Annotated in this window: 8 protein-coding genes; all 8 read right to left on the reverse strand. The window is 66.8% G+C overall.

All coding sequences use genetic code 11. From position 1 onward, the window contains the following. Positions 1 to 4: 4 nt before the first annotated feature. A complete protein-coding gene (locus J7643_15285) occupies positions 5 to 799 on the reverse strand; it encodes an Ig-like domain-containing protein (protein ID MBO9541950.1) in 795 nt (264 codons plus the stop codon). Further along, on the reverse strand, positions 783 to 1,817 hold the full coding sequence (locus tag J7643_15290) for a hypothetical protein (GenBank protein ID MBO9541951.1): 1,035 nt from the start codon (positions 1,815 to 1,817) through the stop codon (positions 783 to 785). Before J7643_15290 ends, J7643_15285 begins: the two co-directional genes overlap by 17 nt. A 42-nt stretch (positions 1,818 to 1,859) precedes the next feature. Next, complete coding sequence (locus J7643_15295; GenBank protein ID MBO9541952.1) at positions 1,860 to 4,214, reverse strand: carbohydrate binding domain-containing protein; 2,355 nt, start codon at positions 4,212 to 4,214, stop codon at positions 1,860 to 1,862. Between the two features lie 2 nt (positions 4,215 to 4,216). Next, positions 4,217 to 6,412 carry a hypothetical protein gene (locus J7643_15300; protein MBO9541953.1) on the reverse strand — a complete coding sequence of 732 codons (2,196 nt, stop codon included), beginning with the start codon at positions 6,410 to 6,412 and terminating at the stop codon, positions 4,217 to 4,219. Continuing rightward, a complete protein-coding gene (locus tag J7643_15305; protein MBO9541954.1) occupies positions 6,412 to 8,346 on the reverse strand; it encodes a hypothetical protein in 1,935 nt (644 codons plus the stop codon). The genes J7643_15300 and J7643_15305 overlap by 1 nt, the downstream gene beginning before the upstream one ends. A 105-nt stretch (positions 8,347 to 8,451) precedes the next feature. Next, positions 8,452 to 9,795 (reverse strand): phosphatidylserine/phosphatidylglycerophosphate/cardiolipin synthase family protein, encoded by a 1,344-nt coding sequence (locus J7643_15310; protein ID MBO9541955.1) that lies wholly within the window; start codon positions 9,793 to 9,795, stop codon positions 8,452 to 8,454. A gap of 89 nt (positions 9,796 to 9,884) precedes the next feature. Next, positions 9,885 to 11,816, reverse strand: a complete 1,932-nt coding sequence (locus J7643_15315) for a tetratricopeptide repeat protein (protein MBO9541956.1) — start codon at positions 11,814 to 11,816, stop codon at positions 9,885 to 9,887. A gap of 70 nt (positions 11,817 to 11,886) precedes the next feature. Then, positions 11,887 to 12,465 (reverse strand): GTPase domain-containing protein, encoded by a 579-nt coding sequence (locus tag J7643_15320; protein MBO9541957.1) that lies wholly within the window; start codon positions 12,463 to 12,465, stop codon positions 11,887 to 11,889. Position 12,466 lies beyond the last annotated feature (1 nt).

The raw sequence follows: 12,466 nt of genomic DNA on the forward strand, positions 1-12,466 counted from the left end.
GCCGTCACTCCAGCTCGACGTCGACGAGACCCTTGGCCGTCACGGTGACGACGCAGCGCGCCGTCTTGGCGGCATCCTGCGCCGAGGTGGCGACGATCTCGGTGGTACCGACGCCTCGCGCCACCACGTAACCGGCGTTATCCACCTGGGCGATCGTCTGATTCACGCTCGTCCATGTCACGTCCTGGGTGGTCGAGTCGTCGCTCATGGTGACGGTGGCCGTCAGGCGCATCTGGTGAGGAAAACCGGGAAGACTCGATCCGTTCTGCGCCGGCAGGTAGAGGGATGCGGCGGTCTCGGAGAGGCTCACGCGGTTCACCGTCAGCACCCGCGGCACGACGAGCACCGACGCGGTCGCCGTGATCGAGCCCGAGCTCGCCGTCAGGATCACCTGCCCGCCGGGCGCGTTGGGCACGACGCCGATCAGGTTCGCAGCACCGATGGTGACCCGGCCGGCTGGCGACGCCTGCCAGGTGACGGCCGTCGGGAACTGCTGGCCCGTGTTCATGCGCGCGAGCACCGTGAGGGCCTTGCTCTTGGCGGAGGCGGAAGCCGTCGGGTCCGAGCTGAGCTGGAAGCTCTCCGGCACGATGATGAGCTTCGAAAGCACGGGAGGCACGTAGGGCGTCGGGGTGGGATCCGGAGCTTCGCCCGTGCCCTCGTCGCGGCCGCTCGTACCGCCGTTGCCGCCTCCGACGTTCCCGACGATGCCGGGACCGTCATCGGCGACGCAGGCCCCCAGCAACAGGGCCGCAAGCAGGATGCTCGCCCCCAGCGGGCCTCTAGTGGATGTCCACATTCAGGGTTCCCCAGATGGAGTAGTTGGGAATGCCGTAGATCTGCCCGTTGACCTTCACGGTGATCTGCCCGCTCTCGGCTTCGGGCGGCACCACCGCGTAGATCGACTGGTGATCGGCCGAGACCCCGGTCACGGTGGCGGTAGCCACGTTGTTGAAGAGGATCACGTTGCGGGCGGTGAGCGTCGCCGAGTCGAAGTCGCTGCTCGCCCCGGTCGTGTCGAACAGGATGCCGCGGATGGTCACGATGTTGTCGGGAGGCGTGATGCTCGCCGTCGCGGGCTCGATCGTAAGCACGCTACCCCCACCGGTGCTGCGCATGTAGATGCGCTCGCTGGGCGGCCCCGGGTCGTAGGCGATACCCGCGACCGGGTCGTTGTCCGCTTCGAGCAGCGAGGCCACGATCCCCTTGGCCACGTTGTAATCGCTGAGCGAGAGGCCCGTGATGCCGGCGAAGGGCTCTGCGAGCGAGCCGATCAGGTGCATGGGGTTGACCCGCCCGGGCCCCTTGAGGTTCGCGAGGGTCGAGAGGGCCGTCGTTCCCTCGTCGATGATGACCGGCGTGTTGGAGGCGGAGCTTGTGATCGAAAGCCAGCCCTGACTCGTGTAGGCGAGGATGGTCCGCACGCGTGCCGCGCTCTTGCCCGCGGCGTTGTCGCCAAGGCCCCGGATCGCCTCTAGGTAGTAGGTGCGGTTGACCGTGGGCTTGAACGTGCGGCCGAACGTGAGGGTAAACTTGCCGACGGCGTCCGTCAGCGTGCTGCCCCGAGTGATATTGGCCGTCGTGTCGATCAGGACGATGGTCGAAGCGCTCGCGATCTCCGAGATGGAGGCCTGGACGGAATAAGGCGAAAGCTTGTCGGCGGGGTTCAGGTAGGCGCGGCCCGTGATGGCGGGCGTATCGCCCAGCTCATCCGGCGCATGGCCCACGAAAGGCGCACAGGCAAGCATGGCGATGGCCGCTCCGGCGATGCCGAGCGACAGCAACCATCCTCGAATCAACGGATGCTCAGTGTTCATCCCTCGCCTCCCTGATTCCTCTTTACCCACGCCTCGTCCCCTCTATAACCCGGCCGAATGCTGAATGCCCAAGGCCTCGCGCGCCACATCACCAGCCGAGCGCGGATAATCGTGGACGCGCACGCGGTCGAAGGTGGCGTTGGGGACATAGGTCGCGTTGTTGGTGGCCCCGCTGAGAAAGAGGTTGCCCAGCTTCGTCCCCTCCACCCCGGCGTCTCCCATGTAGATGCCGCCGCTGTACGGGTTCGTCGCCACGGGACGACCATCGAAGTATAGGACCATCCCCTCGGGCCCCCCCCATGTCATGGCCACGTGGTGCCACGATCCGGCGGTCCAGAGAGTACCGGGAGCCGTCCAGGCCGCCGTGTACCAGGTGGCAGGGGTGCAGACCCCGAAGCCCAGGGTATGGCCTTCCTTGTAAAGGGCCAGGACGCGCTGATCGTCCCGCTGACTGATACCCATGATCGCGTTGGAAAAGGGCACGGTCGGACGGCCGTCGAAGCGCGTATCGGCCGAATCGTAGAAGGGCGACAACCAGAAGGAGATGCTCCCCTTCTGACGCGGCACGTAGCGGTCGTCGAGCGCGAAGCGATCGCTGGTCGGGTCCCCCGTGTAGGGATGAACCGTCGCCCCCTCTTCGACCTGGAACATGGTGAAGGCCACCTTGGCATTGGCCGTCAGCATCCGGACCGGATAGGCGTAGAGGCTCGAAAGGGGCCCGCTGGTGAACGTGAAGGAGACGCGCCGCCAGGTATCGTCGGCGTTCAGAATCGTGGTCCCCACGCCACGCCCCGCATACAGGCCCTCGGTGATCCCGTAGGTCAGCTCGAAGCTCGCCGGGTTCCCGGCGCTCGGCGCGCAGACCCAGGCGCTCAGGGTGTAAGTCGTGTGCGGCTTGACCGCGAGCTGAACCAACGGGTAGTTGGGGTTGATCGACGCATCGTGCGTAAAGAGGAAGGTCTGGCTCCCGGTCGGGTTCGGCGGCAGGCCGTGCGCCGTTGTGGTCGAAAGGGTCCCGCCGTTAGGGATGACGTATCCCGTCAGCCCATTTCGCGCATGGCCGTTCGGAATGAGGTTGATGCCCGAATCGAGCACCACCCCCTGGCCGCCGCGGTAGCCCGGGCCGTAGGTGATCCCGCTCGAGGCGCTCGCAGGCGTTGTCGTCGAATCGTAGAGCAGCTTTCCGGGTTCGGGCGCAAAGCCCGTCGGGGCAGCCCCCACTTCCAGCTGGGCCCCGTCGAGCCAGAGGGTCTCAGGGAAGACCGCCTGGCCCGAGAGCGAGCCGGGCCGCACGAAGACCTGCGCCTCGGCGGACGACGTGGCGGTGTAGGTCAGGTGGTAGCGCCGAAAATCGGTGGTCAACGAGATCGGCGTGGAGATCAAGAGGTCGCCGTTGGACTGCGCGACCATGAGGCTCATCTTCTCGTTTCCGGCCGCCCCCTTCGCGTAGACCGAGAAGGTGTAGGTCTCGCCGCCCCGGAAAGTGAAGACCGTCTTCGGGTTGATCCACCAGAGATTGGCTTGCCCGAGCCAGGTGTCTCCCGGGTTCTTGACCGTGTACTTCACGGACGTCCCCAGGTGCGCCGAGGTCGTCGGATCGAGGCTCACCGTCGACTGGCTGAGGCCGCCCCCGTCGAACAGGGCCCAGGAATTCTCCAGGCGATCCTCGAAGCTCGGGTTTGCGAGCAAATTGAGCGAGCCACTCGTGAACGAGATGCCGAACGTGCCGTCCGGCTTCGGCTTCACCACCTGCATGGGGTCGAGGTTCGAAGCGAGCGCCTCCTGCACCGTCTTCGCGACCTGGCGGAGCGCGATCTCCGAGTAGAAGGCATTGAGCGCGCTCACCTGGCTGCGCCGAGCGACGGGATCGTAGCTCACCTTGCCCAAGACGTCGGCGGCCACGAGCGACTTGTGCTGGTGCACGAGGACGACGGCCGTGGTCATGGGCGTGATGGCGATGCGCGTGCCGCTGACGCTCGTCCAGCCCCCGGCCGAGAGCGACACAAGGGTCCGCAAGGCGAGCGTCGCCGCGCCCGCTCCGCCGACAGGCTTACTCGCCTCCAAGACGTAGAGGGTATTCAGGGCGGGCGTGAAGCTCGAAAGCGCCATGACCGTGAAGTTGCCGGCGGCGTCCGTCAGGCCCGTGCCCTTGACCTGGGCGGTCGCCGGATCGATCAAGGAAACGGTGGCGCCCGCCGCGATATCCGAGGCGATCGCCTGGGTCTGGATGCCTGCTTCGGTCATGGCGAACGTGCCGGCGAACAAGGCGCGCTCGTGCGCCGAGGCCCGCGAGGCGGCAGGCGCCTGAGCGAGCGGCATCGGCATGCGACAGCCCGCGAGCGCGAGCGCCAGCAATGCCAGCCAGCAGAGGATCCGACTCGAGGTGACGCGTCCCATGGCTAATCCTGCTCGATCCGCTGAGCGTCCCGCAGGATCTCGGCGCTCGTCTTGGCGTAGTCGTAGACCTTCAGGCTCCCGAAGATGGCCTCGGCCGGATACAGCGTGCTGTAGTTGGTCGTCCCGACGCAGAGGGCGGGCGGCATCACCTGAATGGGTCCCGGCGAGGCAGCAGAGGCCGCAAGACGGCCGTCCAGGTAGAGGGCAAGGCCACCCGCGCCCCAGGTGAAGGCGACGTGATGATCCTGCCAGGGCTCCCAGCGCGAGATGTCCCCCCGCAGGACCTGGGCGCTCGTCGCGTGGGGCCAGTAGTTGACCTCGATGTTGCCGCCGTTCTTGAAGAGGGCGATCCCGTCGCCGATCGTACTCGGCTTGGTCCACGGCTCGAAGAGGTTGAAGCGGCCTGTCGTCGTTCCCGCCCAGGACGGGCGGATCCACATGGAGACGGTCCCCTTGGCCAGGTCCAGGCGCCCGTTCGGATCGAACTTGAGGGTGGTGCTCGCCGGGGCGAGGCGCTGGACGCGGCTGTTCCCGTTATCGGCGACCAGCAAGTAGCCGGCCGGATCGACCTCGACCCCCTGGATACCCAGGAACTGCCCCGGCAACGACCCAGGCCCGCCGGCCTCGCCGACCTTGGTGCCGTTCGGCGCGAACTTCACCAACCGGCCGTTCGCGAGCTCACCGACCCAGGCATTGCCCGCCTGATCGATCGCAAGCCCCTGGGGCTGGTCGATCACCCCGGTGCCGCCGTAGATGCCGAGCAGGTTCCCGTTCTCGTCGAACTTCTGGAGGCGGTTGTTGTTGCGATCCGCCACCCACACGTTGCCGTCCTGATCGATGGCGATCCCCGAGGGTCCGCTGAAGAAGCCCGGCTGGTTCGAAGCCTGCTTGGTGAGCGGCGCGGGGTTGCCCGTCCAGGTGCCGCCCCAGCCGATGCCCCGCGCGAAGGTGCCGTTGGACCAGAAGGCCGATACCCGGTGATTCTGCCACTCCGTCACCCAGATCCGGCCCTTGCGGTCGACCCGCAAGAAGTGGGCGTAGTCGAACCAGCCATTGGCCGTGCTGGCGCCGGTGGTGGGCGCATCGCCCTCGTACCAGACCCGGCCCTGACCGATGGCCATCAGGAAGCGGCCGTTGGGGTCGAACTTCTGCAGGCGATTGTTGCCACCATCCGCCACCCAGATGTTGCCGAGCGCGTCGGAATCGAGGCCGCCGAAGAGCCCGAATTGACCGTTCAGCGTGCCGGACGCGCCGAAGGTGAAGAGATAGCGGTCCTTCGCGTCGAACTTCAAGATGCGCGGCGTGCCGATGAAGTTGCAGACGTAGGCATTGCCCCAGCGATCCGTCGTGATGGTCCCCGGCACCTCGAAGTTGCCTTGCGAGCTGCCATAGCCCCCGATCTGACCGAGCGGCAGGCTCGAAGAGGCCGCCACGGCGAAGCCCGTGCCAAAGGGCGTCCGCAGCGGGCTGTGGTTGCCCGACAGGGGTGCTGCCGTCTTGAGGTCGAAGAGCAGTTTGCCACGCCCCGCGTCCAGGGCGACCTGGTACTGGCTGTCCGCAGTGGACCAGACGATGGCCCTCACCGGGTCGAGATTGGCCGCCAGCGCGTCGCCGACCAGCCCCTTCACCCGCTCGAAGTCGGGCGCGGGGATCCCGGTCGCCCCGGGGACGAAGGCCCCGCTCGTCGCCGAGAGGGCACCGAGCATGGCCGAGCCCGAGAGCCCTCTGAGGGCCTGGATGGCGCTCACGGCGGTGGTCCCGACGTTGACGAGCACCCCGCCTGCCTCGTCCGAGGTGCCCGCAATGGACCGCCAGCGGCTCCCGTCCCAGGTCACCAGGGTGCGCAGGCGCAGCAAGGCACCCTCGTTGGTCGCAGTGAAACGCTTGGCGACTTCCAGGCCATAGACCGCGTTGAGGGTCGGCGAGAAGGCGACGAAGGGATTGAGGCTGAAGCGCCCTGCGGCATCGGTCGTGCCGGTGGCGATGACGTTGCCGAGCGCGTCGCGCAGCGAGACGGCGGCATACGGCGACAGCTCCGCCTCGACGGCCTGGATCGCGCGCGGGGGGGCTGCCTGCCCCCAGAGCATGCGCGCCTGTTGCGCGTCCGTCGCCGAAGGGGGCGTCACGTCGGGCGCAAGCGAAGCGGGCTTGCACGCAGCCAGCGCCAGGACGCCAAGACAGAGCAAGGTCTTTCGCATCAGTAAATCACCCCCGCTTCCTGCACCTCGGGGGTCGAGGCAGGGTTCCCGCTCGAAAGGCTCAGGCGATACCTGAGCTGCCGGCTGGAATAGGCCGCAAGACTTGCCATGTTGGCGCCCACCGCGCTCGAAGGGGCGACGGACTGCCAGGCGCCCCAGGTCGTGCCGTCGTTGCTGGTCGAAATCTCCGCCGAGACCCCGGTGCCTGCGGGCAAAGCGCTCACATCCCAGTAGAGCGTGCGCCAGGTTACGACTCCCCCCGCATCCAGCACGGGCGAGATGTAGCGACCGGTCGCCTTGAAATTCGACGGCCCGGGCGAGCGGTAGCCCGCAAGCCGGATCCCGCCGAGCGGATCCTGTGGGTTCGCCCCGCGGAACTTCGAGACCAGCCCGGAGGTGCCGTCGCCCACGTAGAGGTCACCGCTCGCGTCGAAGGCCATGGTTCGCACGTTCTTGAGTTGCGAGGCCGTCGGGCCTGACAGGCGCGCGACGTACTGGCCGTTCGTGGTGAAGACCTGAAGGAAGTTGTGGATGGTGGGCGTGACGACGGTCTTCGCGTTGTTACCCGCCAAGAGGCGACCGAACGGATCCAGGCAGAGCGGGAAGACGTCGTTCGGGAACTGCCCGTCACTAAGCCCCGCGCTGCCCCACTTGGCGATGAAGGTGCCGTTCGACGCGAACTTCTGGATGCGGTAGTTGTCCAGGTCCGCGACGTACAGGTAGCCTTGCTTGTCGATGGCGAGCCCCCCGGCACGCCAGAAGGCACCGTTGGCACTACTGGTCGCCACCGCGGGCGCCGACCCCGTCCAGGTACCGCCGTAGCCGAGGCCCATGAGGAACTGGCCGTTCGGCGTGTACTTCATGACCCGGGCGTTCGTGTTGTCCGCGACCCATAGGTTCCCATCGCGATCGAAGACGATCTTGTGCGGGTCGGCAAAGCTGAGGTTCCCGCTGCCGGACGTCGCGGCGGGCGGAGCCTGATCCGGGTTCCAGACGGTGCCGCTCCCCCAGGCCCGCAAGAACTTGCCGTCACGGTCGAACTTCTGGATCCGGTAGTTGTAGACGTCGCTGACGTAGACGTTGCGCTGGGCGTCCACCGCGATGCTCAGCGGCTGGTTGAAGTAGCCGTTGCCGTTGGAGGTCACCGGCGCAGGAGCCGGCGTCCCAGCGATCCAGGTGGTGCCGTTGCCCCAAGCCCGCACGAACTGGAAGTTCCGGTCGAACTTCTGCACGCGGTGGTTGTAACGATCGACCACATAGCAGTTTCCGTCGGGATCGAAGGCCAGGTCCTCGATCACCCCGGTTCCGAACTGACCGTTGAGCGTCCCGCTTCCCCCGAAAGACTGGAGGTAAGTGAGCTGGGTCGGGGTGAAGGCCTCCGCGTCGTCCAGCTGGCCGGGCTCGAAGTCGGAAAGGGTCGTCTGGCTCCACTGGGCGCCGCCCACGCCCGCCTCGTTGCCCGCGGGCCCCTGGGTCAGATCGGCCGCTGCCGAGCCCGAAGCGATGCGCACCGACAAGCCCAGCGAGACGCCGTTGGCCCCGCTCTTGATGACCAGGGGCATCATCCCCCAGCTCGTCATGAGACCGGTGGCGTTCAACCCCGTATAGGCGCCCGCGTAGAGGGTGTAGCCCCCGCCGGGCGGCAGGGCACTCAGCGTCAAGGTCTGGGGGCCCGGGCCGTTCGCGATCGCCGTGCGATCGCTTCCGAGCAGCCCGGGATTGCGCAGGAGGACCTTGAGGGACTGGGTGTTGCCGACCAGGGCCTGGGTCTGCTGCGGCAACACCAGCCGGATGGTCAGACCGCCCTGATGCGCAGGATCGACGGCACCCGGCGCAGGCGACGAGGGCGGCTGCGCCGGCGCGCAGGCCGCAAGCCACATACCGAGGGTGACGCCCCCGCATGCACGCGTGATTCGTCCGAGTCGTATCGCCATTGGTCTTGTCGCTCCGAGATCCCTACTTTCCCTGTACCCGAACGAGCGAGGGAAAGCCTTGGAGCCGCGTTAAGAATTGCGGTCCAGGAGCGGGGACTCGCTACCTCAGTACAGGAAGTCGATCGGCTCGGCCACGGTGCGGAAGGCCTTCTCGGCCCAGGTCGAGTTGTCCTTGAGCCACTTCATGCTGATGGGCTGGGCCGCGTTCCAGTCGGGATTGGCGATGGTGCGGTTGAACTCCGCCACCTTCTCCTTGTCCGCCACGATGTTCACGATCTCGTGGTTGGTGTTGTAGGTGCGGTAGTCCGCGTTGGCCGAGCCGATCGAGAGGATCTCGCCGTCCACCGTCATGCCCTTGAAGTGGCTGAAACGCTCGACGGGCTTGCCCTTGTCCACTCCGCCCGCGCTGAGTCGGACCTCGATCCCCGCCTCCAGCAACTGCTTGGCGGTCAGCATGGCCATCTGGTAGTTGAGGTCCTTGCCGCCCTCGCCCGACGCAGGCACCAGGGCCTTGACCGAGAGCTTGGGGTTCTTCTGCTTGGCGTCGATCAGCGCGTCCACCAGCTCGTCGTCGGCGAAGTACGGGCTGATGATGAAGATCTCCTTCTGGGCGTTCGCGATCGCCTTGAGGTGGACCTCCTTGAGACCCTTGTTGCCCGTCAGGGGGTCGGTGACGAAGGTCTGGATGGCCGTGTCGCCGGTCTTGGAGGGGATGGGCTTGGGGTCGGTGGCGGGCACCTTGCCGCCGGTCAGGGCCCAGGCCTTGTAGAACTCCTTCTGGACGCGGGCGGCCTCGTCGCCCTCGACCGTCATGAGGAAGTCGTGGTGGCTGTTGGCCTTCGACTTGGGATCGCCCGCCTTCTTCTCGAAGGTGGGCTTGAAGTACTCGTCGCCCACGTTGCGGCCGCCGACCAGATACTTGGCCCCGTCGGCGATGTAGATCTTGCGGTGGGTGAGAGGCAGCATCCCCTCGGCCTTCCAGGAGACCAGCTTGGGGTTGAAGAGCTTGGCCTCGACGCCGTTGTCCTGCAGGAACTTGAGGATGTTCCGATCCTTGGTGCCGTAGTCGCTGTTGATGCCGGTCGAGTCGATCAAAACCTTGGCGTCGAAGGTGCGACCCTGCGCCTTGGCCTCCTTCACCTTCGCGACGAGGGCCTGGGCCAGCTTGCGGCCGGTCTCGTCGTCGTGCCAGATGAAGGTCTCGATGTGGAAGGAGGTCTTGGCGCCCTTGAGGGCGCTGAGGATGGCCTGGAAGGAATCCTCGGCCCCCACGTGGTAGGTCACCTCGTTGTGGCGGGTGGCGTTGCTCAACAAGAGCTTGTCGAGGGGCATCCGCGGGCCCTTGGGCGCCTCCTTGGGCGCCTCCTTGGCCTTGGGCTTATCGGTCCCCTTGAGCGAATCGATCAGGCTCTTGCCGTATGAGATGGCGCGATCCGTGATGTTCGACATGCCGAGTCCCCCAAGTGCGATGAATAGCCGTATAGGGAGTTATCGACCAAGCGAGCCGAAACTTGCGTGGTTGGCGCCGTTCCAGGCGATCAGCGGCTCTTGCCAGGCTTGGCGGGCCGCACCGCCGCAAGCAAGCCCTCGGCGGCCTTTGCCAGCTCCTGAGCGGGACGCTCGGCGATGCAGCGCGTGAGGACGTCGGTCGCCTCCAGCGTGTCGCCGCGGGTCCTGAGGGCCAGGGCAAGGTGATAAAGCAAGAGGGCGCGATCGCCCGCGAGGCGCTCGGCGGCCACCCGCAGCAGATCGATGGCGGCGTTGGGCTGGAAGGTGCGCTGCAAGACCCGCGCCAGCGAGATGTAGGCGTCGGCGTGGTCCGGCATCAGCTCGATGGCCGCCCGGTACACCTCGATCGCGTCGCGCATCCGCGCCGTGCGCTCGAAGATCTCCCCGAGCAAGAGGTACGACGGGCCCCACTGCTCCTGGGCGAGCACCGCCTGCACCTGGGCCTCGGCCTCGGCGAGGCGCCCCTGCACCAGCCACAGGCAGGCCAGGTTGTGGTGGGCGTGGGTGTAAGGGCGATCGGGCGTCAGCACGATCAGCTTCTCGTAGTGCTCCTCGGCGTCCTCGAGCATGCCCAGCTCGTGCAGCAAGGAGGCCAGGTTGAAGAGCACGTCCGGATCGGTCGGGGCGTGGCGGTGGGCGGCACGGAAGGAGACGAGTGCCTCCTCGGGACGATCAGCCGCGTAGCGGGCGCGCCCCAGCTCGAAGTGGGCCCGCGCCCAGTCCGGGTGCTGCTCCACCAAAAAGCCCAGCTGCTCGATGGCCTCCTGGAACTGCTCCATCTCCCGGTAGGTCATGGCGAGGGCCATGCACACGTCCCGGTCCTTGGGCTCGAGTACCCAGGCGCGCTGCAGCATCTTGATGGCCGCCGGGTGGTTCTTGGTCGCGAGGTAGGCCTCGCCCAGTCGGCGGTACGCCTCGATGTGCGACGAGTTGAGGTGGATGACCTTGAGGTAGCACTCGCTCGCCTGCTCGGGCTGGCCCAGGTGGTGCAGGCTCTCGCCCAGCTGGAACCAGGCGTCGGCGTTGGCGCTGTCCATGGCGATCGCCTGCTGGAAGCAGTGGTTCGCGTCCTTCCACTCGGCGTGCTCGGCGTGGTCGTAGCCCTGGGCCAGGTAGATCTCGGTGCGGTGCAGCTCCTCTTCCAGGTCCTTGGCGAAGGCCTCGGCCGAGAGGTACCGGTAGTCGGGATCCTTGCTCAGGCACTTCAGGAGCTTGTCGCCCAGGCTCTTGGGCAGGCGCGGGTTGAGCGAGAGGGCGTCCGTCGGCTCGGCGTAGAGCAGGCGGTGCGCCACGTCGGTCGGGGTCTCCCCCGCAAACGGCAGCTCGCCCGTGAAGGCCTTGAACAGGATGACCCCCGCGGCGAACACGTCCGAGCGGCCGTCCACCGAGGTCGCATCCAAGAGCTGCTCGGGCGACATGTAGTTGAGGGTGCCGAGCATCATCTTGGCCTGGGTGATACCCGGGGCAAAGGCCCGGCGCGCCATGCCGAAGTCCGTCAGCTTGAGCTGGCCCGCCGGCGAGATCAGGCAGTTGGCGGGCTTCACGTCCCGATGGACCACCCCCTGCTCGTGCAGGTGCTGGAGGGCGTTGCAGAGCTGGATTCCCCACTCCAGGACCTGGGGGATGGGGCTTCGACGCCGCTCTTCCATCACCGCGTGCCAGTTGCCGCCCGGCTGGTACTCCATGACCAGGTAGTGGCGATCGCCGTCCACCCCGGCGTCGTACGCCTTGATGATGTTCGGGTGGTTGAGCTGGAGGTGGATGTCCGCCTCGCGCTTGAAGCGCGCCACCTGCTCGTCGACCGAGAGGCCCGCGTCCTGCTCGATCAGCATCTCCTTGATGGCCAAGAGGCGCTTGGATCCAGGCGCCTGCGCAATGAGGATCCGGCCCGACGCGGAACGCGCGAGCTCGGCGATGACCTCATAATCGGCGATGCGATCGGACAGAGTACCGGCCCTCAAGCGACTCCCCCGTCGCCTCGTCCCAAAGGGGACGGGGGCGGGGGAAAGGGGGTGCGTTGGACGACGAGACTTAGCTCAGGCGGTTGAGGACGGCCTTCGAGACCGCCTTGAGGGTGGCGAACACGCCCGAGCCCTCGACCGCGACCGCCTCGAACGAGGGCACGCCCCGGTCGTTGAGGGAGCTCTCCAGATCCTCGAAGGAGTTCACGTTCGGCAGGTCACGCTTGTTGTACTGCAGCACGTAGGGCACCGAGTCGAGGGTCAGGCCGTACTCGGCGAGGTTCTCCTCCATGTTGCGCAGGCTCTCGATGTTCTCCTGCATCTTCTCGGTCTGGCTATCGGCCACGAACACGATGCCGTCCACCCCGTTGAGGATCAGCTTGCGGCTCGCGTTGTACTCCACCTGGCCGGGGACGGTGTAGAGCGAGAACTTGGTCTTGAAGCCCTGGACCGAGCCCAAATCGAGGGGCAGGAAGTCGAAGAACAGGGTGCGCTCGGTCTCGGTCGCCAGGCTGATCATCTCGCCGCGGATGCCGGGGGCGAGCTGCTTGAAGATGTACTCGAGGTTGGTGGTCTTACCGCCGAGGCCGGTGCCGTAGTAGACGATCTTGCAGTTGATTTCGCGGCTGGCGTAGTTGATGAGGGCCATC

Source organism: bacterium (genome assembly GCA_017744355.1).
Lineage (GTDB): Bacteria > Cyanobacteriota > Sericytochromatia > S15B-MN24 > UBA4093 > JAGIBK01.